This window comes from Pseudoalteromonas sp. PPB1 (genome assembly GCF_015356275.1).
GTDB classification, from domain to species: domain Bacteria; phylum Pseudomonadota; class Gammaproteobacteria; order Enterobacterales; family Alteromonadaceae; genus Pseudoalteromonas; species Pseudoalteromonas rubra_D.
Genome location: NZ_JACEQV010000003.1, coordinates 19,009 through 42,372, shown reverse-complemented (window position 1 = coordinate 42,372; position 23,364 = coordinate 19,009). Strand labels below are relative to the sequence as shown.

The window sequence follows — 23,364 nt, the reverse complement described above, 5'->3', positions numbered from 1 at the left end:
CCCATGATGAAAAGATCTGTGTTGGCTATGGCGGTTGCGCTGGCAGCGCCTCAGGTATTGGCAAACAGTGATGCAAACAATGACGACATGGAACACATTCAAATCCTGAGTCATTACGATAAACTTCGCACAGAAGCGGGCTCTGCGACGTTGTTGAGTGAAGAGCAGCTGGCGGAGTTTGAGTACGATGACATCCATCGTATATTAGCATCAGTACCGGGTGTGAATATCCGTGAGGAAGATGGCTATGGCCTGCGTCCGAACATCGGCTTTCGTGGTGTAACACCAGAACGAAGCAAAAAAATAACCATTATGGAAGATGGTGTATTGATTGGCCCGGCACCTTACTCTGCCCCTGCTGCTTATTATTTTCCTGTGACAACCCGGATGACAGCCGTAGAGGTCTTTAAAGGCCCAGCAGCTATCAAACATGGACCGCAATCTGTGGCTGGTGCACTGAATTTGGTTACTCGTGCGGTACCTGAGTTTTCTGAAGGTGCGATTGATTTGGCCACGGGCAGTGACGGTTACACCAAAGCGCACGCATATTTTGGGTCTGTGGTAAATAATGTTGGATTTTTGCTTGAAGGGGTGAATCTGCAAGCCGATGGCTTTAAAGACCTTGATGGGGGTGCAGATACCGGATTTGAGAAAAATGACCTGCTGGCTAAGTTCAATTATAAGCTGCAGCAAGGGGAGTTCGAGCACACGTTCGGACTTAAGCTCAGCTATGCTGACGAGCTATCTAATGAAACCTACCTGGGTCTGACTGATGCGGACTTTGATGCCACGCCATATCGGCGTTATGCTGCGTCTCAGCCTGACAACATGGATACTAAGCACAGTCAGGTAATGTTCTCCCACCATCTGAAATATCAGGATGTGAGTCTGACATCACGCGTTTATCGCAATGATTATGAGCGCGCCTGGTTAAAGCTGGACGGGTTGACCAACACCGATGCGACCTTACCTGAGATCCTTGCAAATCCGGAAGACGAGCAATATCAACGTTTGTATCAGGTGATCAGTGGCACGGCTGACTCGATTGCTGACAATGGTCGTCCTAATTACCTGTCCATGGGCACCAATGATCGTGAGTACTTCTCGCAGGGGATCCAGGTGGACGGGTCTGCCAAATTTAAGCTGGCAGGGTACGACAATACCTTATCGTTTGGTGTTCGCTTTCATGAAGATGAAATAGAGCGTAAGCACTTCAACGAAACTTACGGAATGAGAGACGGCAGTGCGTTTAATCTGGGCTTAGATAAAGTCTATACCTCCCAAAACACTGAAAATACCAAGGCCTGGTCTGTCTACCTTGAGGACAAGGTCACTATAGATGCCTTAACTTTGGGTGTGGGTATACGTGGTGAGCTGATGGACATGGCGTATCAGAATACCGTTGATGCAGACGACTGGCAGGATAAAACCACCCGGATCTGGTTGCCAGGTATGAGTGGCTTCTATCAGCTGTCAGAAGACTCAGGTATTTTGTTTGGTGTTCATCAGGGGTTCTCTCCAGCCTCTCCGCAGCAGTCGGTTGATATCGAAATCGAGAAGAGCACCAACTATGAATTCGGTGGCCGCTTTAACGATGGGATAACTCAGCTTGAAGTGGTAAGCTTTTTCAATGATTACAGCAATCTGAAAGAAAGCTGCGGCCAGTCCAACTGTGGTGCGTTGGAAGTCGGCAAAGAGTTCAACGGCGGTGAGGCCCATGTCTATGGTCTGGAAGCTCAGTTTAGTCAGCGTTATCCTCTGAATCTGCAAATTGATATCCCTTACGGGTTTGTTTATACCTACACCAAAGGTGAATTCAAAAACGATCGATATACTAATTTTGCCCAATGGGGTCATGTAAAGAGCGGTGACGAGTTACCTTATCTGCCCGAGCATCAGGCCAGCTTTAACATCGGTGTGTCGGCTCCGGATTGGCGCGTATCACTTGCTGTAAAATATGTCGGCTCTATGTCTGAAGCGGCTGGGCGAAGCTGGGATAGCACTACAGATTCAAATGCACCAAATGGTAGCTATGATCTGGTGCTTGAAGGCAAAGAGGTGTCAGCTATTACAACCGTTGATCTGTCCGCAGTTTATGAATTAGGTAAATATGGCCAGGTCTACGCTAAAGTTGATAATCTGCTGGATGAGACCAAGATTGTCAGCCGTCGTCCTTATGGGGCTCGGCCAGGCAAACCTCGCCAGTTTACACTGGGTTATAAATATTCATTCTAATCTGGATGAGTTAATGTCAGATGCACAATCCGCTGCTTATCTGACATAATTATGTATACTTACAGGGCCACTCATCAGTGGCCTTTTTTACAGGAGTCTGCCTACTATATGATAGAAACGCTCTGGCAAAGCTTGATATCTTTGCCCGGTTATTTACTGGATGCCAACAAACGCATTTATTGGCTATACCTGCTGAGTGCAGTAGTGATGGCTGGTTTGGTTTACAACAAACTACAAGTCCCTCGTTCGTTTAAAGGATTCCTGGGGTTTCTGTTCCCACGTGATGTGTGGCTGTCTGACAGTGCGAAACTGGATTATGGCTTATTTGTTGTCAACAAACTGATCAAAGCACTGACCTTTGCGCCTATCGTATTAACTATGGTACCCGTTGCTATTGCTGTCTCTGATGGTCTTGAGTGGTTATTTGGTGCACCATTGCATTTGGCCTGGCATGATTCAGTGGTGATTTTTCTGTTCACACTGATGTTGTTTCTGGTCGATGACTTTACGCGTTACCTGTTACATCTTGCGTTACATAAAATCCCGTTTCTTTGGGAGTTTCATAAGGTGCATCATTCTGCAAAAGTGCTGACTCCATTCACTATTTACCGCTCTCATCCGGTTGAAAGTTACTTGTATGCATGTCGGATGGCTCTGACGCAGGGGATTGTGGTTGGTTTGGGCTATTTTGTCTTCGGTACGGCGCTGAGCATGTTTGATATTCTGGGTGCGAATGCTTTCGTCTTTTTATTCAATATTTTTGGTTCGAATCTGAGGCATTCACACATCTGGTTCAGTTGGGGGGACAAGATAGAAAACTGGTTTATCAGCCCGGCACAACACCAGATCCATCATAGTGCTGATCCGGCTCATTTTGATACTAATCTGGGTTCGGCACTGGCCATCTGGGACAGAATGGGGCGAACTTTGATCCGTGCATCAGCAGTGACCAACATTGAAATCGGCGTAGGTCGATACGACGCAGGTCATGATAGCTTAAGTGCCATATATCTGAAGCCGCTGCGAGAAGCGTGGTTTAGCTTGTTGCCAAAGAAAGTGCGTGGTGGCGTGAAAGAAGAGAAATAGGCTGGCGACGGGCATTGCCAGCCTATAAGGGAGAGTAGGCTCCCATAAATTGAAACTCAGTGCACCTGACCTGGCGAGGTGCGATAGAATCCCAGCGCGTTTAGTTGCTCAATAATCGCCGGGTCGTCTAATCTGTCAGGGGTTGCCTGATCGCGTAAAAAGTGTTCTTTAGGGACTGCATGCATGTCCAGCATTTTGTGAAAAAGAATGTCCCTAATTGTCAACGCTGTCATTCCTGAATCTTGAATAGCATCCAATTGCGCTTGCAATTTTGCGAGCGGGCCTGCATTTGCATCATCCACCGCTGCAGGAAAGTAAGAAGCCGATTTATTTTTTAACATGCTTGCCCTCTCGAATAATATGGTCCCCACTCAATGTTCCTGATTGAGGGGTATAAGTATAAGATTTAAATTGAGAAAATAGATTAGTGCAACTAACCTACTGAGCTCAGTGTACTTCGAATTGAGGGGCAATTACCAACGATGATGTAAAGCTTTGTAAATCGTAGAGTTACAAAACCGTCAGAGTTATGTGCCTGATTTTTAGACGTCTAGATGTAACTATATGATGCGGAATTAGAAATAATTCTCAGTACCCCTATCGATACTGAGAATTATTTTTTAGTCTATGAAAATAATTTTTCTTTAACGTGTTCTGCGAAGCCGCTACCGGCCTCCAGATAGAAGTTATAAGTTGAATGTACACCCAAATCTTCAAGTTCTTTTTGTTGATCCGGATAGTTGGCGATAGCGGTAACCTGACCTGAAAAGCCTGACGCTTTTAGCTGCTCCAGCGCGTAAATATTTTGCATATGCTTGGGCATTGCCAACATAACCATTGCTACATTAGAGTGATTTACGCGTTGCCAGAAATCTGGGTCAGTTGCATCGGCCAGCAGTACGCGGCGCTCCAGGCTGATGTGTTTTTCTACCACCTCAGGTTTGATATCTACACCAGCGACTGAGCCCGGATAGGAGGCATGAATGGTCTCATAAGCACCTGTACCAATACGTCCCATGCCAAAGATCACTATACGCGTGTCGGTCAGATTAACTGGTAATTCTTCTTCTAGTCGCTTATCACTCTCAAACTTAACCAGCAGGGGTTCCAGCTTCACATAAATTTCGTTTGCCTTCTTATTGAGCGGTGTGGCGAGCACAAACGTCACTGAAACTGCCAGTGCAACCACAGCCAGCCAGTCGGCGGTGATCATGCCACTGCTGGCTGCTACAGCACACACGATCAGGCCAAATTCACTGTAGTTTGACAGTGTAAATGCGCTGAGTAGCGATGTCCGGGCACGTAGTCTGAACATATTGGTATACAGATAATAAATAAAGACTTTAACTGGTAACACAACGGCAAGTAATACGGCAATCAGCACAGCTTCGAGCGAGATATTGGCATTCAGACCGATGTTGAGGAAAAAGCCGACCAACAAGATATCTTTGACATTGAGCAGAGCTTTGGAGAGTTCACCTGCTTTTTTATGCGGTGCGAACAACATGCCTATGATCAGGGCACCTAAATCACCTTTCAGACCTGCTAACTCGAATCCGTGGTAACCGAGCACCAGTGCAAAGAAGAACCCGAATAAGGGTAACAATTCGCCGTGTTTTGAACGGTTGAGTATCCAAAATAGCAGCGGTCGCAACAATGGCAAACCAACCAGCAGAGCAAGCGCCCATACATTGGGAGATTTTCCTGTGCTGATAGCGAGGAAGATCACAGCAAAGATATCCTGCATAACCAGGATCCCGATGGAAATTTTACCATGCAGACTGGCCATCTCGCCTCGTTCTTCCAGCACTTTAACTGCAAAAACGGTGCTGGAGAAACTGAACGCAAATCCTACCAGGCAGGCACTTTGCCACGACAAGTCAACAAATAAAGGCAAGCCAAACGCACCCAGCATCAGCAGCAAGGAGGCGAAAAAAGCAATGCTGGTCACCAAATGTAAACTGGCGGGAGCCCAAACCTGAGGTTTAATCAGATTCGAGACCTTCAGTTTTAAACCAATACTGAACAGTAATAGCGTGACACCCAAATCGGCTAGTTGGGTGAGTAAGTCGGTACTGCTGTGGCCTAACAGATTGAGCACAAAACCCGCCAGCAAAAAGCCAATTAAAGGCGGGAGTTTAAGTTGGTAGACAGAAAAGCCACAGGCAAAGGCAACGGCAAAGTACAGTAATTCCATAGTGATTCAGTCAAGTCGAAGGTGTTAGCAGTGTAACAAAACAAACTGATATATAAATGAAAAATTGGCCGCTTTAGTGAATAGTAAGTGCTGTATGATGCTAGTAATAAGGTTTATCTCCAACTATTTGGCTGATCACTATAAATTTTCGCTGACAAACCAGAAAAAATGTGGTTAAGATGCGGATAAGGGGACATCCTCGAGAGGAGATAAGATGTTTAAAAAGCTCTTGGCATCCGTAGGTATTGGTGCCGCGAAAGTAGATACAATTTTAGAAACAGAACACCTGCATCCGGGCCAGAAATTTCAGGCGCAGATCGTTGTTGTGGGTGGAGATGTGGAACAAGAAATTAGCGGTTTAGAGTTAGCGCTGATGACGAAAGTCAAGGTTGAAGGAGACAATGGCGAGTACTACGCAAATCAGGTCATTGAAAAGTGGCGTGTGGGTAGCCAATTCACCATAGCACCGGGTGAAAAGAAAGTGATCCCGTTTGAGGCCAGATTGCATTCAGAAACTCCGATTACCGAAATCAATGCACCGTATAACCATAGTTATGTGTGGTTGGAAACCGGATTGGATATCGACCTGGCTTTAGATCCGAGTGACAAAGATCTGTTGCATATATATCCAAATGAAGCCGTTAAAAACTGCTTAATGGCAATGGAGAAACTCGGTTTTCGAATGATTAAAGCAGATGTTGAGCGCGGTTATCTGAAAGCGTCGAATTTTCAATCAGTATCTGGTTGTTATCAGGAAATAGAATACCGTCCCGCGAATACGTCTTTGTTCGGACTTCAGGAAGTTGAGTTGTCTTTTGTGCCGGAAGCACATCGCACGCATGTGCTGATTGAGCTCGACAGAGCTTTTCGTGGAGATGGCTATGTAGACCTGACGATTGAGCATGACCACGTGAACCTGTCTCAGTTGTGTGACCAGCTGGAAAGGCTATTTGCCTGAATCTATTCTACGCCTCATCGGAGGCGTATCTACCCACAGTGATAAAACCCATGCAAGTTAAAACCTTTTACCAGTTGTCACATGACGAGCTCTTCAGTATTTTGAAAACTCGGGTTGCCGTGTTTGTTGTTGAACAGGCCTGCGCTTATCAGGAAATTGATGAGGTTGACAGGGCCGCTGATACACATCACGTTTTCTTAATTAAGCAGGGGGAAGTGCAGGCATATGCCCGCTGTTACAAGCCACAATCCAATACCAGTGCAATTGGACGTGTGCTGGTATCGCCAGAATGCCGGGGGAAGGGGGTTGCACAAACTTTGATGACCCGAGCGATAGAGGCCTGTCACGCTCACTATGGTGCACAACCGATTAAAATCGCAGCGCAAACTTACCTGACTCCATTTTATCAGTCTCTCGGCTTTGTACCTTGTGGCGAGGCATATCTGGAAGACGGGATTGAGCACATAGACATGATATTGCGCTAGAGCTAGAGTGGGTACTGGTATACAGTGGGCACTATATACCAGTTTAGCGGTATGTAGTGCTAATCAGAGTTGTTTAAGTGCTTCGATGGCACCCTGGTAGTCAGGCTCACTGGCCAGATTACTGACCAGCTGCTTGTATACCACTTTATGGTCTTTGTTTAAGACCAAAACCGCTCTGCTTAATAATCCCATATCTTTGATGTAGAGTCCGTACTTAGCGCCGAAGTCACGCCAGACTGAATCTGACAGGGTATCAATTTGGTCGATGTTTTCTGTTTTACAAAAACGCTTTTGTGCAAATGGCAGGTCTGCACTGATGGTGAGCATTGCTACGCCAGCAAACTCCTTAGCTACTTTTTCATTGAAGTACTTGGTTTGTAGACTACAAATCCCGGTGTCCAGGCTCGGCACCACACTGATCAGAACGGGCTTTCCCTGATAGTTGGCTAAGGTAACAGGTACAAAGTTGCCATCGACAACTTTAAAGTCAGGTGCAGTGTCGCCGACTTTAATGCCCTGGCCTAATAAGGTAACAGGCTTTCCCTGAGCGTTGACTTTGCCCGCGTCAACCTGATTTTCAGGCAACTCACTGGCATGGATTGGGTTGGCAATTGTCAATAGAGACGCAGCAAGCAAGGTTAAGATCCGCATAACGTATTCCCTTTTAAATTTTTTGCAATTCTCGTCAGTGTATTATACTGAAATTATATAACCAACCTTTGCAGTAAATTGGATTGTAAATCAGTCAAGCTTTGATTACCATGTAAGTCCTAAAATGCTGCTGTGTCATAACTATAATTAGAAAAATTTCGGCTTCTTACAATGAGTTAGCCGCTAAGCGAAGAGAGCTTTTATGTCAACACCTGTCCTGATATGCGATGATTCAAAATTGGCTCGCCGGCAACTGGCGCGGTCATTGCCGGACGACTGGGATATTAAAGTAGAATTTGCTGAGCACGGCCTGGACTGTATTGAAAAAATAAAAGTGGTCTCGCCTGAGATACTTTTTTTGGATTTAAACATGCCTCACATGGATGGATATGAGGTGTTACAAGCAATAAACGAACAAGGATTGAATGTTTTGACAGTCGTCGTCTCTGGAGATATCCAGCCAAACGCGCACCAAAGAGTCATAGAACTGGGCGCAATAGATTTTATTCGAAAACCCTGTGATGCCGCGAAGCTTGAAGAAATCATCACTCATCATGGGATCAAGGACAAAGCCATTCGGGCCAATCTGGTGCATAAACTCGGGGAGCAGCTTGAGCCTGAGATCCGTGATATCTATCAGGAGATCACCAATGTCGCGATGGGTCAGGCCGGTGATTTACTGGCACGCTTGTTGAACGTCTTCGTAGAATTACCTATTCCGAATGTCAACGTCCTTGAGGTCAGTGAGCTGCATATGGCATTGCAAGCCATCGATGCTAGCGCCACGACGTCCGGTGTGTGCCAGGGGTTCATCGGTGGTGGTGTATCCGGAGAAGCCTTACTCCTGCTCAATGATTCCAGTTTTAAAGAAATTGCGTCGTTGATGAGTTATCAAGGAGAGCTCAATCAAAAAGTGGAGCTTGAGTTGCTCATGGACATCAGTAATATTCTGATAGGAGCAATATTGACCGGACTCTCGAAGCAGCTCGACATGCCATTCAGCCAGGGCCACCCTGTGGTACTAGGGCAGCATTGCGAAGTGTCCGAACTGGTGAAGGCAAATAAAGCCAGGTGGCAACGTACGTTAGCGATTGAAATTAGTTACGGGATCGAAAACCATGACATTAATTGTGATTTAATGTTGTTGTTTACCGAAGACTCACTGAAAACACTCAAATATAAAGTTGAGTACCTGCTAGAAGATTAGAATTATGCCTGCATCTGATTTTGACATGAATGAGATCCATTGGTTAATGGATATGTTTAACACAGTTGATGTTGGCCTGGTCGTACTGGACAGGCATTATCGAGTGTGCGTCTGGAATGGTTTTATGGAAAACCATTCCGGGTTATTGCCAAGCGCGGTTAAAGACAAAGACGTGTTCGACTTATTCCCTGGTATTGACGAAGCGTGGTTTAAGAGTAAATCAGAACCGGTTTTTGTATTGAAGAACCGCTCGTTTACTATCTGGGAGCAGCAGCCCTATATTTTTCGGTTCAAGAATTATCGGCCAATTACCGGCAAAGCCGACTATATGTATCAAAATGCGACTTTTATTCCACTAACGACAGTGACCGGCGAAGTGGGTCACATCTGTGTCATCATTTACGATGTGACTGACGAAGCCATGAACAAGCTTGAACTTGAAAAGGTCAATAAAACTCTGGAAAAAATGAGCCGCACTGACAGCCTCACTAAACTGGCAAATCGTGGTTATTGGGAGGAGAGCTTAAGGACAGAGTTCAAACGCTTGCAGCGCAGTCATGGTAGCAGCAGTTTGCTGATGTTTGACATCGACTTCTTTAAACGCATAAATGATGCCTACGGGCATAGCGGCGGTGATGAGGCTATTCGCCATATCTCGGACTTGCTACAAAAGACACTTCGTGAAACAGATGTTGCAGGCCGTTATGGTGGTGAGGAGTTTGCGGTAACCTTAGTTGATACCGACGCCGAAGGCGCCAAAGTATTCGCAGAGAGGCTGCGTAGCTTAATCGAGAATTCAGTTATTTATTATGATAACAAAGAGATTAAATTAACGGTGAGCCTCGGCATTGCATGTTGTGATGACAATTTCGAAAAGTACGAGCAGTGGATAGAGGCTGCAGACACCGCTTTGTACCATTCAAAAGAAAATGGTCGTAACACGGTGACTGTGTACGACCCTTCGATGGCCCATTAATTAAGTCTGATATTTGTAGTGACAAAGAAAAAAGCCCTTATCACAAGGGCTTTTTGCTATAAAGCGTCTTCTTTACTTTCCTGAGGACACTGGCCCAGTATGTTCACTGACCCATCATCCTGAAGCTCTTCAAGTTTAACGGGGAAGCCCCATAATCGATACAGGTGCTTTATTACTTCTTTCTTCGAATCTGCAAGAGGTACTTTGTTATGCGGTACGTACCTCAAAGTTAGTGAGCGGTCACCTCGTATATCAACATTGTAAACCTGAATATTTGGTTCATGATTACTCAAGTTGTAATGAGCAGACAGACTATTTCTGACTTTCTGATAGCCTGATTCATCATGAATAGCGCCGACCTCCAGGTGAGGGGACTTTTCCTGATCTATAATGGTGAACAGCTTAAAATCGCGCATTATTTTTGGCGACAAAAACTGGCTCACAAAACTTTCGTCTTTAAAATTCTCCATAGCAAAGTGCAGCGTATCCAGCCAATCTTTACCGGCAAACTCCGGAAACCAATACTTGTCTTCATCCGTTGGGTTTTCACAGATACGACGTATATCGACCATCATATTAAAGCCCAGCGCATAGGGGTTAATGCCCGAGTAAAATTTGCTGTTGTAGGGAGGCTGATAAACCACATTGGTATGGCTTTGCAAAAACTCCAGCATGAATGCATCACTTAACTTCCCCTCGTCATACAGGTGGTTAAGGATCGTGTAATGCCAAAATGTTGCCCACCCCTCGTTCATGACCTGAGTTTGTCGTTGTGGATAAAAGTACTGAGAGACTTTGCGCACAATCCGAATTATCTCACGTTGCCAGGACTCCAGCAGCGGTGCGTTTTTCTCGATGAAGTACAGAATGTTTTCTTGTGGCTCAGATGGGAACTTTACGTCTTCTCGTTCGTCCTGTTGCTTGCCTTGAGGAATGGTCCGCCAGAGTTCATTGACCTGTGACTGTAGATAGTCTTCACGTTCTTTTTGACGCTTCTGTTCCTCGTACATTGATATCTGCTGAGGGCGTTTATAGCGGTCCACGCCATAATTCATCAGAGCATGACAAGAGTCCAGTAAGTTTTCTACCTCATCTATCCCATATTTTTGCTCGCACTTGGCAACATAGTTTTTTGCGAAAACCAGATAATCAATAATTGAAGAAGCGTCTGTCCAGGTTTTGAACAGGTAATTGCCCTTGAAAAAGGAATTATGTCCGTAGCAGGCATGTGCCATTACCAGCGCCTGCATTGGCATGGTATTTTCTTCCATTAAATAGGCAATGCAGGGGTCTGAATTAATCACAATTTCATAAGCCAGGCCCATTTGCCCTCGTTTATAAGTCTGCTCAGTCTGGATAAACTTCTTACCGTAAGACCAGTGTGCATAGCCAATGGGCATGCCAACGCTGGAGTAGGCGTCCATCATTTGCTCTGCGGTGATCACTTCAATCTGGTTCGGATAGGTATCCAGTCTATAATGGGCCGCTACACGGGCAATTTCAGCCTGATACTCCTCAAGCAGGTCGAACGTCCAATCCGGGCCATCATTTAGCGGGTTATACGTCATAGGCACTTCCCCTGTTAGGCTGCATTCTGTTGTCGGTTTTTCTTGAACAGCTCTCTGAATATCGGATAGATATCTTCCACCGACCGAATATGCTGCATGGCAAAGTTGTCAAATGTGTCCGCAATACCTTGGTATTCGCGCCACAGACTCTGGTGTGCACGTGTGGTGATTTCGATATAGGCGTAGTAACGCACCGTGTTTAGCAGTTTGTTCGTCAATATATCAGTACAATGTGGAGAGTCATCCGCCCAATTATCGCCATCAGATGCTTGCGCGGCATAGATATTCCAATCGCCCTGCGCATAACGATCAGCGATAATTTCATCCATTAATTTCAACGCACTCGACACAATGGTACCGCCCGTTTCCTGCGAGTAGAAAAACTCCTGCTCGTCGACCTCTTTGGCTTGTGTATGGTGACGAATATAAACGACTTCAATGTCTTTGTAGGTGCGTGTTAAAAACTGATAGAGCAAAATATAAAAGCGCTTTGCCATATCTTTAGTTGCCTGATCCATTGAGCCTGACACATCCATCAAACAAAACATGACTGCTTTGCTCGTAGGGTGCGGTCGCTTTTCGTAGTTCCTGAACCGCAAATCGTAATTATCAATGAATGGCACTGCTTCAATTTTACGTTTCAGTTCTGCAATTTCCTGCTCTAGCTGTTGGATTTCGGTTTGTTTAGGAACGGGTTCTTGCAACAATAGTTCAAGCTTATCTTCCAACTCTTTAAGTTGTTTTCTTTTACTGGCTGTCATAGCAATTCGGCGTGCAACAGATCCTTTTAAAGATCGCACAATGTCGAGATTACTGGGCATACCGTCATTACAAAAGCCCGCTCTGTGTGTTTTCATTTGTACCAACTTGTCGAGTTGGCTTTTTTGTAAGTTTGGTAACTCAAGGTCTTCAAACAACAGGTCAAGATATTCGTCTTTCGATATGGAAAAAACGAAATCATCCTGGCCTTCACCTTGATCACTCGCATTGCCCTCACCAGCACCTCCGCCCTGGCCTGAGGGCGGACGCTGAATTTTGTCACCGGTTGTGAACTGATCGTTGCCCGGGTGAATATGCTCGCGATTACCGCCTTTGCCTTGATGGAAAATCGGTTCACTGATATCTCGCTGCGGTATAGAGATGCTCTCACCGCTTGAAATATCAGTGACACTCCTTTTATTGATGGCGTCAGAAACAGCTTCTTTTATCTGTTTCTTGTAACGTCTAATAAAGCGCTGACGATTCAGCGTGCTTTTATTCTTGCCATTCAGTCGACGATCGATGAAATGTGCCATAGAACACCCTCCAACCGCTAATGTTATTGAGATTTTCTAACCCGTAAATACCACTCGGAAAGTAAGCGGACTTGCTTTTGGGTATAGCCTTTTTCCATCATACGATTGACAAAGTCTTCGTGTTTTTTCTGATCTTCAGCTGAGGTTTTCGCATTGAATGAGATAACGGGTAACAACTCTTCTGTGTTCGAGAACATTTTTTTCTCGATCACCGTTCTGAGTTTTTCGTAACTTGTCCAGACAGGGTTTGCACCATTATGGTGAGCACGAGCTCTCAACACAAAGTTGACGATCTCATTACGAAAATCTTTAGGGTTCGAAATGCCTGCTGGCTTTTCAATTTTTTCAAGCTCAGCATTGAGTGCTGCTCTGTCGAATAACTGGCCAGTATCCGGGTCGCGGTATTCTTGATCTTGTATCCAAAAATCGGCGTACGTGACATAACGGTCGAAAATATTTTGTCCATACTCGGAGTACGATTCAAGGTACGCCGTTTGTAGCTCTTTGCCAATAAACTCGACATATTGTGGGATCAAGTAGCCTTTCAGGTGACTGAGGTAACGCTCTTGGACTTCTGCACTGAATTGCTCACGTTCAATCTGTTGCTCCAGTACATAAAACAAGTGTACAGGGTTGGCAGCAACCTCTGCATGATCAAAGTTAAATACACGTGACAATATTTTGAATGCAAAGCGAGTTGACAAGCCTGTCATGCCCTCATCGACCCCAGCGTAGTCTCGATACTCCTGATAAGACTTCGCTTTTGGATCTGTGTCTTTGAGGCTTTCACCATCATAAACACGCATCTTAGAATAGATACTGGAATTTTCAGGCTCATTAATACGAGACAGAGTTGAAAATTTAGCTAAGGTTTCTAGCGTACCAGGAGCACAAGGTGCAGTTTTGAGTTCACTATTTTCAATGAGTTTTTTGTATATCTTAACTTCTTCCGAAACACGTAAGCAGTAGGGCACTTTAACGATAAAGACCCGATCCAGAAACGCTTCATTGTTTTTATTATTTTTAAATGATTGCCATTCCGACTCGTTGGAGTGCGCTAAAATTATGCCGTTAAAGGGCAGAGCCGAGATACCCTCTGTGCCGTTATAGTTGCCTTCCTGCGTTGCGGTGAGTAATGGGTGCAGCACTTTAATGGGGGCTTTAAACATCTCTACAAATTCCATTAAGCCCTGATTCGCTAAACACAGTGCGCCTGAATATGAGTAGGCATCTGGATCATTTTGAGCGTAATGCTCCAGTTTACGAATATCGACTTTACCAACCAATGCGGAAATGTCCTGGTTGTTTTCGTCGCCTGGTTCAGTTTTGGCGATGGCTGTTTGGTCTAAAATTGAGGGATAGCGTTTTACTACTCTAAACTTGGATATGTCACCGTTAAATTCATGCAATCGCTTAGTTGCCCAAGGTGACATTACGGTGCGCAAATAACGGCTGTTAATGCCATACTCTTTATCAAGTAGTTCACCATCTTCGAGCGGATTAAACAGGCTCAGTGGGTGGTCGTTGACCGGGGAGCCTTTAATTGCATAGATGGGTACCTGCTGCATTAGGTACTTGAGTTTTTCAGCAATTGAGGACTTACCGCCACCGACTGGGCCAAGCAAGTAAAGTACTTGCTTGTACTCTTCCAGGCCTTGTGCGGCGTGTTTTAGGTAAGAAACGATCTGTTCAATGGCGTCTTCCATGCCATAAAACTCATGGAAAGCGGGGTAGCGTGCGATGACGCGATTTGAGAACAGACGGCTGAGCCGCGCATCTGTCGAAGTATCAACCATTTCAGGTTCACCAATTGCCATTAGCAGGCGCTCTGGGGCGCTCGCATATGCAGCTTTATCTTCTTTACATATTTCCAAATATTCCGCAATCGTGAACTCTTCTTCTTGGGACGCTTCGTATCTGGACTGGTAATGCTCAAATATACTCATAATGAACTCCAATAACCTGTTGATGATGCGGTCTCTTAATGCAAGGCTACTTAAAGCTTAGTCGGGTTATTTAAAAATTGCCTAAAAATTCCAGTAATTTAATGTCTATTCAGCTCAATGCATTAGTGTGGAATATGGGCGTCAATTGACCTTAAGGAGCTTTTACTTACAGATTTCATACAAATGGTCAAATTAGGATAGTAAGGCAGGTATCTAAATGCCAATTAGCCCGTCTGAATATGTAATTCAGTTCCTGTATTGGTGTCAGCAGTGTATAACGAAAATGAGCTATGTGCAGTACATCTCAGGTGTTGGAATTGAAGTGTTTAATATTAGGAATAACGGACGGTGAAAAGGGGTAATAGTCAGGTGTAAAGGGTAACAAAAAAGGCGCTAAAAAGCGCCTTTTACACTATCTCAGAATTAAGCAAGGTTTGCGTTTGCGAAATCCCAGTTAACCAGTGCCCAGAAACCTTTCAGGTAGTCTGGACGAACGTTACGGTAATCAATGTAGTAAGCGTGTTCCCACAGGTCTACGGTGATGATTGGCGTTACGCCTGCTTCCGTTAACGGAGTTGCCGCGTTAGAAGTATTAACGATATCCAATGAACCGTCAGCAAGTTGTACCAACCAAGTCCAGCTAGAACCGAAGTTGTTAACAGCTTTGTCATTGAATGCTTCCTGGAATGCTGCGAAAGAGCCCCATTTTGCATTGATCAGCTCAGCGACCTTACCAGTAGGCTCGCCACCTGCATTTGGTGCAAGGCTGTGCCAGTAGAAAGTGTGGTTCCAGATCTGCGCTGCGTTGTTGAATACGCCGCCTTCTGAATTACATACGATTTCTTCTAAAGATTTGTTCTCAAGGTCTGTGCCTTGGATAAGGCCGTTTAGTTTTACAACGTACGTGTTGTGGTGTTTACCGTGGTGGAACTCAAGCGTTTCCTGAGAAATATGCGGCTCAAGCGCGTTGATAGCATACGGAAGTGACGGTAGTTCAAAAGCCATGTTAATCTCCATTTCGTTGTTAAATTGTCAAAGCAAATAAAAGCAATGTCTTTCTTAGCTTACATTTCTATACGATTTGACGGCATATAGTGATATTATAATTCCTGAGTATTTTACTCAAGTTTTGGCAAACAGCAATGGCAATAGCCAAGACTTGTAAAATGAATGGCTCAGATTGCATTTATTTTGTACGGGCAGAGTAACGGCTGACAGGCGGTGCCTGGCAAAGCGGATGCGATTATGGGTTATGCTATCGTCATTTTGAGGTAAATAATGGAAACCATTGAAAAGATTAAACAGCAAATCGCAGAGAATCCGATCATTCTATATATGAAAGGGTCACCTAAGCTACCTAACTGCGGTTTTTCCTCGCAGGCATCTCAGGCGCTGATGGCGTGTGGTGAACAGTTTGCTTACGTCGATATTTTGCTTAACCCGGACATTCGTGCTGAGCTGCCTCATTATGCCAACTGGCCGACTTTTCCACAGCTATGGGTTGAGGGTGAGCTGATCGGTGGGTGTGACATCATTATCGAGATGTTCCAAAAAGGCGAATTGCAGCCATTGATTGCTGAAACAGCCGCTAAGTATAAAGAAGACGACGCTGAAAAAGCCGAGTAAGTCTGATTTAACTCATAGTGGGGCATGTGACTGTTGGTTGCATGCCCTTTTTTGTTCCTTTTTCCTCCTTTCTGTTCTTGTACCGCACCAGCTTATTTGTGCATTTATCATTGATATCTTTTCTCTTGTTTCACGGTGTATTTTAAGTTTTGCAACACTCGGTTTACGCATGCGTCAAGCTCGCGTCCTGCACAAATCAAGGGGTTGCCAAATTCACAAGGTGAATAGTGAATATTTATTCATTTCAATAGTGGGGTTACGTTAACGTAAACTTCCCTTGTTTTGTTCGGTTTGTCCTATTTTTTTGATTTGATACCGGTGTCATTTTGTGGTTCTCTACCTTTATTCAATATTCTTTTATATGAGAAGAAGAGATTTGAGTACCTTTTAATGAGAAATATTCATGTAAGTGAATAACTATTCTTTATTGTATTGACTCGAATACTAATCAAGGCTAGCTTTGATTATCTGCCAGTAGTTCGTCTGAAATTACCGGCTGGCAGTTGTAGCAAGGGGAGGAGTCCATGTTATATGACTCGGCATTAGAAAAAGAAAACTGTGGTTTTGGCTTGATTGCGCACACGCAAGGTCAGGCGAGCCATAAGCTGATCCGTACGGCAATTACTGGCCTGGACAGAATGCAGCATCGTGGGGGCATAGCTGCGGATGGAAAAACAGGGGATGGGTGTGGCTTGCTGCTACAAAAACCCGATAGTTTTTTCAGAGCAATTGCAGCTGAGAATGATTGGCATCTTGGGAAAAACTATGCAGTAGGCATGGTGTTTCTTAACCAGGATCCGTCATTTGCCAAGCAAGCACGTGACATCATCAACGAAGAATTAGAAAAAGAAACTTTAACGCTCGTCGGTTGGCGGACAGTGCCGACAGACCCGGGTATGCTTGGCCCAATCGCTACCGAGCAGCTGCCTCAGTTTGAGCAGGTGTTTGTGTCTGCCCCGGAAGGGTGGCGACCAAAAGACCTGGAGCGCCGACTGTACATTGCACGTCGGCGTATTGAAAAGCGTCTGGAAGCAGATCCGGACTTTTACATTGCGAGCCTGTCGGGCCTGGTGACTATATACAAAGGCCTGATGATGCCGGCCGATCTGCCAAACTTTTATCTGGACTTGGCAGACATCCGAATGACAAGCGCCATCTGTGTATTTCACCAGCGCTTTTCGACTAACACACAACCGCGTTGGCCGTTGGCGCAGCCATTTCGTTATCTGGCGCATAATGGTGAAATTAATACCATCACTGGTAACCGTCAGTGGGCAAAAGCGCGGGCCTATAAGTTTGCTTCGCCATTGCTACCAGACTTGCAAAATGCCGCGCCATTTGTCAATGAAAGCGGTTCAGACTCTTCCAGCCTGGACAATATGCTTGAATTATTTCTGGCCGGGGGCATGGATATCTTTCGCGCGATGCGCATGTTGGTGCCGCCTGCCTGGCAAAAAAATCGTGCCATGGATGAAGAGCTCAGGGCATTTTACGACTTTAACTCAATGCATATGGAACCCTGGGATGGTCCAGCAGGAATCGTGATGTCTGATGGTCGTTTTGCTGCGTGCAACCTGGACAGAAATGGCCTGCGACCTGCGCGGTATGTGATTACGCAAGATGGCTTTATCACTCTGGCATCTGAAGTCGGAATCTGGGATTACGAGCCCGATGAAGTTATTGAGAAAGGCCGTGTTGGACCTGGTGAACTGTTAGTGGTAGACACACTGCATGGCAAAATCTGGCAATCCGACGAAATCGACGAAGACCTTAAGGCCAGACACCCTTATAAAACCTGGCTAGAGCAAAACGTTAAGCGGCTAACACCATTTGAAGCCCTGGCTGAAGCGGATGCGGGTCAACGGGATTTTGATGACGATACCTTGCTGACTTATCAAAAGCTGTTTGCTTACAGCAATGAAGAAATTGAGCAAGTGATCCGGGTGATGGGCCAAAATGGCCAGGAAGCAACAGGGTCAATGGGAGACGACACGCCATTTGCTGTGTTATCGGAAGGGATCCGCTCGCTCTACGACTATTTCAGACAAAAGTTCGCACAGGTCACCAATCCACCAATTGATCCGTTACGAGAAAACCACGTGATGTCATTGGCGACCTGCATTGGTCGTGAACAGAATGTGTTTAACGAAACCACCGGGCACGCTAAACGGCTACAGTTTGATTCACCGGTTTTGACCTATTCAGATATTCAGCAATTGCTGGCTGCTGATGACGATCATTACAGTGCGTGTCGTATTTCTTTGAACTACGATCCTCAAGCCGAAAGTCTGCAAAGTGCAATCGCTCGGATCTGTGATGAAGCGCAAAAAAAAGCAGCACACGGTTGTGTGATGTTGTTATTAAGCGACCGAGCTATTAGTAAAGATACTATGCCGGTACCCGCAGCGATGGCGGTGGGAGCAGTACAGCAACGGTTAGTAAACACCAATCTGCGTTGTGACTCTAACATTATCGTGGAGACGGGCAGCGCGCGCGACCCACATCAGTTTGCTGTTTTGCTCGGGTTTGGTGCAACCGCAGTTTACCCTTACCTGGCTTACGAGACTCTGGTTGCTTTGTGCGACAGTAAAGTCATTGATAAAACCTATCGTGATGTCACCCTAGCTTATCGCAATGCGATTAATAAAGGCCTGTACAAGATCATGTCCAAAATGGGGATCAGTACAATTGCTTCTTATCGCTGTTCTATGCTGTTTGAGGCGGTGGGTCTGTCAGACGAAATCGTTGATATGTGTTTTAAAGGCGTAAGCAGTCGGATACAAGGTGCAGGCTTTGCGGAGTTTGAGGCTGACGGCGTGCAGTTACACAAACTGGCGCATAGCAAGCGCAAGTTACTGTCACATGGCGGTTTATTAAAATTCGTCCATGGTGGCGAGTATCATGCCTATAACCCGGATGTTGTTCAGTCACTCCAGGTTGCAGTGCGCTCCGGTAACTACACGGATTATCAAAAATATGCCGATCTGGTAAACAACCGACCGGTAACCAATTTACGGGATCTACTCAAGCTCAATACCAGCGGCCCCGCAATAGATGTTGACCAGGTTGAGTCTGCCACTGAGTTATATAAACGTTTTGACTCAGCGGCAATGAGTATTGGTGCGCTTTCGCCAGAAGCTCATGAGGCCCTGGCGATTGCTATGAACCGGCTTGGTGGCTGTTCTAACTCCGGTGAAGGTGGTGAGGATAAACTCCGATTTGGGACTGAGAAAAACTCGCGTATCAAGCAAGTGGCATCAGGCCGTTTTGGGGTGACGCCGCATTATCTGCAAAGTGCCGACGTGATCCAGATAAAGGTCGCGCAGGGCGCGAAGCCTGGAGAAGGCGGCCAGTTACCGGGTGAAAAGGTGACGCCTTATATCGCTAAATTAAGATACTCAGTGCCTGGGGTCACCTTGATCTCTCCACCGCCGCACCATGATATTTACTCCATTGAGGACTTAGCGCAGCTGATCTTTGACCTCAAGCAAGTCAATCCTAAAGCCATGATCTCCGTCAAACTGGTGTCTGAGCCTGGAGTAGGCACCATAGCGACCGGTGTGGCGAAGGCCTACGCAGACTTAATTACCATAGCGGGATATGACGGTGGTACAGGCGCCAGCCCGCTTACCTCAGTTAAGTATGCCGGCAGTCCCTGGGAGCTAGGCCTCGCTGAGACTCAGCAAGCTCTGGTTGAGAATGGGTTGCGTCATCGTATCCGTTTGCAAACGGATGGTGGCTTGAAGACGGGCCTGGATATCATCAAAGCGGCCATTCTGGGCGCTGAAAGCTTTGGCTTCGGCACCGGACCTATGGTTGCGCTGGGTTGTAAATACCTGCGTATTTGTCACCTCAACAACTGTGCGACAGGTGTCGCAACGCAGGATGAGACACTGCGACAGAAGCACTACCATGGCCTGCCAGAAATGGCGATGAATTATTTCCGCTTCATCGCTCAGGAAGCGAGAGAGCTCATGGCGTCGATGGGGGTAAGCAAGCTGACCGACCTGATTGGTCGAACGGACCTGCTTGAGGTGCTGGAAGGCACGACTGTAAGACAGCAAAAGCTTGATCTGCAACCCTTACTGGCAAAACCTGCGAATCCTTCGGGCGAAACGCTCTTTTGCAGTGCGCCAAATACATCGCACTATCAAGGTCAACTGAATGAGAGCTTACTGGATAAGGCAAAACAGGCGATTGACGATAAGACCGGCACGTCTTTGGTGAATCGGATCAAAAATACGGATCGCTCTGTGGGCGCCATGTTGTCTGGCTATATTGCGTCTCGTCACGGCAATCAGGGGATGGCCGCAGATCCTGTCGTGATTGAGCTACATGGTACTGCCGGACAAGCATTCGGTGTGTGGAATGCCGGAGGTCTGGAAATGACCCTGGTTGGCGATGCGAACGACTACGTTGGCAAAGGCATGGCGGGTGGTAAGTTGGTACTGCGCCCACCGGTCGGTTCGAGCTTCCAAACGCACCTTGCCACGATCGCTGGTAATACCTGCTTGTATGGGGCCACCGGCGGTAAGTTATATGCAGCTGGTCGTGCCGGAGAGCGTTTTGCAGTACGCAATTCAGGTGTTCAGGCCATAGTGGAAGGGCTAGGTGATAATGGTTGTGAATACATGACCGGGGGCGTGGTGTGCGTACTGGGTCAGGTAGGGGTTAACTTTGGCGCTGGTATGACAGGCGGTTTTGCCTATGTGCTGGACGAGGCTGGGGATTTTGATAAACGCTACAATCCTGAGCTGGTTGAAGTGCTGTCGCTGGAAGGGCTGGCAACTATGCAGGAGCACTTACGAGGCCTGATCGCTGAACATCTTGAGCATACGGCGTCATGCCGGGCAGAGCAGATCCTGGCTAACTTTGAGCTGTATGTGCCTATGTTTAGGCTTATCAAACCAAAATCTAGCGACGTGAAGAGCTTGTTGGGGCACCGTGCACGCAGCAGTGCTGAATTACGTGTACAGGCACAGTAGGGGGAAGTATGAGCGAAAATGTCTATCAATTTATCGATGTTCAGCGCATCGACCCGAGAAAGAAGCCAATCACGACGCGTAAGAGCTCTTTCGTTGAAATTTACGAACCATTTTCTAAGCAGCAGGTTAGCTCGCAAGCCGATCGTTGCCTGGATTGTGGTAATCCCTATTGCGAGTGGAAGTGTCCGGTGCACAACTATATTCCGCAGTGGCTTAAATTGATCCGTACGGGCAGGATCCAGGAAGCTGCAGAGTTGTCGCACCGGACCAATAGCTTGCCGGAAGTGTGCGGCCGGGTTTGCCCACAAGACAGGCTTTGCGAAGGCTCATGCACATTGAACGATGAGTTCGGTGCCGTGACCATAGGTAATATTGAGAAATACATCACTGACACTGCATTTGCACAGGGCTGGAAGCCCGATATGTCTTATGTGACCTGGACCGATAAAAAAGTGGCCATCATTGGCGCGGGCCCTGCCGGGCTCGGTTGTGCCGATATTCTGGTACGTAATGGGGTGAAACCTGTGGTATTTGATCGCAACCCAGAGATCGGCGGTTTGCTGACGTTTGGCATACCATCATTCAAGCTGGAAAAATCGGTGATGGAGAAACGTCGAGAGATATTTACGGAAATGGGTGTGGAGTTTTGTCTGAATACTGAAATTGGCACAGACATTAGCATGGATGAACTGCTATCTCAGTATGATGCGGTGTTTATCGGCGTGGGTACCTATCAGTACATGCGTGCCGGGCTGGACAATGAAGATGCAGATCAGGTGTATGATGCACTGCCGTTTCTGATTGGCAATACCAACCGCGTAATGGGATACGACGAGAAGAAGCAGGCGTATATCGACATGGCCGGTAAACGTGTGGTGGTGTTAGGTGGCGGTGATACCGCGATGGACTGTGTGCGCACTTCTGTGCGTCAGGGCGCAAAGTCGGTAACCTGTGCATATCGCCGTGACGAAGCCAATATGCCGGGATCACGCCGTGAGGTAAAAAACGCCAAAGAGGAGGGGGTTAAGTTTAGCTTTAACGTTCAGCCCAAAGGCATCGAATTAGACCAAAACGGTAAGGTAACAGGTGTACGCATGGTCCGAACTGAACTGGGTGAGCCAGACGAGAACGGACGCAGACGGGCACAGGAAGTCTCTGAATCAGAGCACCTGATTGAAGCTGATGCGGTGATTATGGCGTTTGGTTTTAAACCTCATAACCTTGACTGGCTTGCAGCATATGACGTTGCTATCAATGAGTGGGGCGGTATCGTTGCCCCTGAAAAAGGCGCGTTCACACATCAAACTAGCAATGAAAAAATCTTCGCAGGTGGCGATGCGGTACGTGGTTCTGACTTGGTGGTCACAGCTATCTTCGAAGGCCGTAATGCTGCAGAGGGGATCATGGACTATCTTGGGGTATAAAGTTGTGAAACTGCACTGAGTGTGGTTCTGCCTTAAAATAAGCCTACCGTAAATCAGTTTCCTGTACGGTAGGCTTTTTGATTTTTGGGGAGTAATCGCTCTGTTCTTGGACTGGATTATCAAGTAGAGTACGCTCAAGCCAGCTACTGGTGCTGTAAGCATTGATTGAGGGATCCATGAACTATATTACTGTCGCAATCGCTCTGGTAACTATACCGATTAGCTCAGATATTAGTCTGATATTTAAAAAAACAGCCTCATCCTCAGAACATATTGTTATTGATAAACAGACTGAATTTTAATTTTTAGGACCGCTCAGTAATGGAGATAAGGTTTTTAACTATCGTCGTTATTTTAACGGGGGACTGAGGGCGTCTCAGCGCCTAGTCGTGATTGATGTAAAGCACGATTTAGTGGGCATGTACGAGATAAATGATTGGGCAACGCACATCGATGAGTTGTGCGTCTATTTCGATTATCCGGCTTCAACAGGAAATTCTATTTGTCTGGAGAGCGGGCGACTTCCTGTACAGGCCTGGATAGATGGCGCACTTCCCACACTATTTAGATAGATTTCTCGTCAACCTTAAAGTCGGTATCTACAAGGTAAGGAACGTTTTGAAAGTGAATATTCAATCAATGCTCTTAGGTTTTTTTGTCGTCGGTCTGCTAACCAGCTTCAAAGTACGTGCTGCATGTACTGTAATTGACACATCCTGTTCAGT

16 protein-coding genes are annotated in these 23,364 nt (G+C 46.2%); 9 read left to right on the top strand and 7 right to left on the bottom strand.

Annotation, left to right across the window (positions count from 1 at the left end; all coding sequences use genetic code 11):
* Positions 1–6: 6 nt before the first annotated feature.
* Both IY568_RS04015 and IY568_RS04010 read left to right on the top strand, forming a co-directional pair.
* Positions 7–2,235 carry a TonB-dependent receptor family protein gene (locus tag IY568_RS04015; RefSeq protein WP_228553126.1) on the top strand — a complete coding sequence of 743 codons (2,229 nt, stop codon included), beginning with the start codon at positions 7–9 and terminating at the stop codon, positions 2,233–2,235.
* A 108-nt stretch (positions 2,236–2,343) separates the two neighbouring features.
* Positions 2,344–3,321: a sterol desaturase family protein gene (locus tag IY568_RS04010; protein WP_194866832.1), complete on the top strand. Its 978-nt coding sequence runs from the start codon at positions 2,344–2,346 to the stop codon at positions 3,319–3,321.
* A gap of 56 nt (positions 3,322–3,377) precedes the next feature.
* Here the strand turns inward: IY568_RS04010 and IY568_RS04005 are convergent, their stop codons facing one another.
* Together IY568_RS04005 and IY568_RS04000 are read right to left on the bottom strand one after the other, a co-directional pair.
* Positions 3,378–3,662, bottom strand: coding sequence for a hypothetical protein (locus IY568_RS04005; protein WP_125560177.1), 285 nt, complete (start codon positions 3,660–3,662; stop codon positions 3,378–3,380).
* Between the two features lie 284 nt (positions 3,663–3,946).
* Positions 3,947–5,518: a cation:proton antiporter family protein gene (locus IY568_RS04000; RefSeq protein WP_125560179.1), complete on the bottom strand. Its 1,572-nt coding sequence runs from the start codon at positions 5,516–5,518 to the stop codon at positions 3,947–3,949.
* Between the two features lie 214 nt (positions 5,519–5,732).
* Between IY568_RS04000 and IY568_RS03995 the strand changes: the two genes are divergently transcribed.
* Both IY568_RS03995 and IY568_RS03990 read left to right on the top strand, forming a co-directional pair.
* On the top strand, positions 5,733–6,476 hold the full coding sequence (locus IY568_RS03995) for a sporulation protein (protein WP_010382254.1): 744 nt from the start codon (positions 5,733–5,735) through the stop codon (positions 6,474–6,476).
* A 50-nt stretch (positions 6,477–6,526) separates the two neighbouring features.
* Positions 6,527–6,961, top strand: coding sequence for a GNAT family N-acetyltransferase (locus IY568_RS03990; protein WP_125560181.1), 435 nt, complete (start codon positions 6,527–6,529; stop codon positions 6,959–6,961).
* A gap of 63 nt (positions 6,962–7,024) precedes the next feature.
* Here the strand turns inward: IY568_RS03990 and tpx are convergent, their stop codons facing one another.
* Positions 7,025–7,612, bottom strand: coding sequence for a thiol peroxidase (gene tpx, locus IY568_RS03985; protein WP_125560183.1), 588 nt, complete (start codon positions 7,610–7,612; stop codon positions 7,025–7,027).
* A 202-nt stretch (positions 7,613–7,814) separates the two neighbouring features.
* Here tpx and IY568_RS03980 point away from each other — a divergent pair, with 202 nt between their 5' ends.
* Positions 7,815–8,819, top strand: a complete 1,005-nt coding sequence (locus IY568_RS03980) for a response regulator (RefSeq protein ID WP_125560185.1) — start codon at positions 7,815–7,817, stop codon at positions 8,817–8,819.
* Between the two features lie 4 nt (positions 8,820–8,823).
* Positions 8,824–9,795, top strand: a complete 972-nt coding sequence (locus IY568_RS03975; RefSeq protein ID WP_125560187.1) for a diguanylate cyclase — start codon at positions 8,824–8,826, stop codon at positions 9,793–9,795.
* 56 nt (positions 9,796–9,851) lie between these two features.
* On the opposite strand, the gene IY568_RS03970 is transcribed toward IY568_RS03975, so the two are convergent.
* The 4 genes from IY568_RS03970 to IY568_RS03955 all read right to left on the bottom strand — a co-directional run bounded on the left by IY568_RS03970 (position 9,852) and on the right by IY568_RS03955 (position 15,609).
* The gene (locus IY568_RS03970; protein ID WP_058795865.1) at positions 9,852–11,363 is read right to left on the bottom strand and encodes a SpoVR family protein; all 1,512 of its coding nucleotides are present in this window, start codon (positions 11,361–11,363) and stop codon (positions 9,852–9,854) included.
* Between the two features lie 14 nt (positions 11,364–11,377).
* Entirely contained in the window at positions 11,378–12,658 is a 1,281-nt protein-coding gene (locus tag IY568_RS03965; protein ID WP_125560189.1) for a YeaH/YhbH family protein, read from the bottom strand.
* 23 nt (positions 12,659–12,681) lie between these two features.
* Positions 12,682–14,604: a PrkA family serine protein kinase gene (locus IY568_RS03960; RefSeq protein ID WP_010382242.1), complete on the bottom strand. Its 1,923-nt coding sequence runs from the start codon at positions 14,602–14,604 to the stop codon at positions 12,682–12,684.
* 423 nt (positions 14,605–15,027) lie between these two features.
* Positions 15,028–15,609 carry a Fe-Mn family superoxide dismutase gene (locus IY568_RS03955; RefSeq protein ID WP_010382239.1) on the bottom strand — a complete coding sequence of 194 codons (582 nt, stop codon included), beginning with the start codon at positions 15,607–15,609 and terminating at the stop codon, positions 15,028–15,030.
* A gap of 273 nt (positions 15,610–15,882) precedes the next feature.
* Here IY568_RS03955 and IY568_RS03950 point away from each other — a divergent pair, with 273 nt between their 5' ends.
* From IY568_RS03950 to IY568_RS03940, 3 genes are all read left to right on the top strand, one after another.
* Complete coding sequence (locus tag IY568_RS03950; RefSeq protein WP_046006741.1) at positions 15,883–16,230, top strand: Grx4 family monothiol glutaredoxin; 348 nt, start codon at positions 15,883–15,885, stop codon at positions 16,228–16,230.
* Positions 16,231–16,754: 524 nt separating this feature from the next.
* Positions 16,755–21,215, top strand: coding sequence for a glutamate synthase large subunit (gene gltB, locus IY568_RS03945; RefSeq protein ID WP_194866831.1), 4,461 nt, complete (start codon positions 16,755–16,757; stop codon positions 21,213–21,215).
* An 8-nt stretch (positions 21,216–21,223) separates the two neighbouring features.
* Complete coding sequence (locus IY568_RS03940; protein ID WP_194866830.1) at positions 21,224–22,639, top strand: FAD-dependent oxidoreductase; 1,416 nt, start codon at positions 21,224–21,226, stop codon at positions 22,637–22,639.
* Positions 22,640–23,364 lie beyond the last annotated feature (725 nt).

Coding starts and splice junctions, on each gene's coding strand:
- IY568_RS04015 (WP_228553126.1), top strand. CDS start 7: ATGAAAAGATCTGTGTTGGCTATGGCGGTTGCGCTGGCAGCGCCTCAG.
- gltB (WP_194866831.1), top strand. CDS start 16,755: ATGTTATATGACTCGGCATTAGAAAAAGAAAACTGTGGTTTTGGCTTG.
- IY568_RS03990 (WP_125560181.1), top strand. CDS start 6,527: ATGCAAGTTAAAACCTTTTACCAGTTGTCACATGACGAGCTCTTCAGT.
- tpx (WP_125560183.1), bottom strand. CDS start 7,612: ATGCGGATCTTAACCTTGCTTGCTGCGTCTCTATTGACAATTGCCAAC.
- IY568_RS03950 (WP_046006741.1), top strand. CDS start 15,883: ATGGAAACCATTGAAAAGATTAAACAGCAAATCGCAGAGAATCCGATC.
- IY568_RS03995 (WP_010382254.1), top strand. CDS start 5,733: ATGTTTAAAAAGCTCTTGGCATCCGTAGGTATTGGTGCCGCGAAAGTA.
- IY568_RS03955 (WP_010382239.1), bottom strand. CDS start 15,609: ATGGCTTTTGAACTACCGTCACTTCCGTATGCTATCAACGCGCTTGAG.
- IY568_RS04000 (WP_125560179.1), bottom strand. CDS start 5,518: ATGGAATTACTGTACTTTGCCGTTGCCTTTGCCTGTGGCTTTTCTGTC.
- IY568_RS04005 (WP_125560177.1), bottom strand. CDS start 3,662: ATGTTAAAAAATAAATCGGCTTCTTACTTTCCTGCAGCGGTGGATGAT.
- IY568_RS03975 (WP_125560187.1), top strand. CDS start 8,824: ATGCCTGCATCTGATTTTGACATGAATGAGATCCATTGGTTAATGGAT.
- IY568_RS03940 (WP_194866830.1), top strand. CDS start 21,224: ATGAGCGAAAATGTCTATCAATTTATCGATGTTCAGCGCATCGACCCG.
- IY568_RS03980 (WP_125560185.1), top strand. CDS start 7,815: ATGTCAACACCTGTCCTGATATGCGATGATTCAAAATTGGCTCGCCGG.
- IY568_RS03960 (WP_010382242.1), bottom strand. CDS start 14,604: ATGAGTATATTTGAGCATTACCAGTCCAGATACGAAGCGTCCCAAGAA.
- IY568_RS04010 (WP_194866832.1), top strand. CDS start 2,344: ATGATAGAAACGCTCTGGCAAAGCTTGATATCTTTGCCCGGTTATTTA.
- IY568_RS03965 (WP_125560189.1), bottom strand. CDS start 12,658: ATGGCACATTTCATCGATCGTCGACTGAATGGCAAGAATAAAAGCACG.
- IY568_RS03970 (WP_058795865.1), bottom strand. CDS start 11,363: ATGACGTATAACCCGCTAAATGATGGCCCGGATTGGACGTTCGACCTG.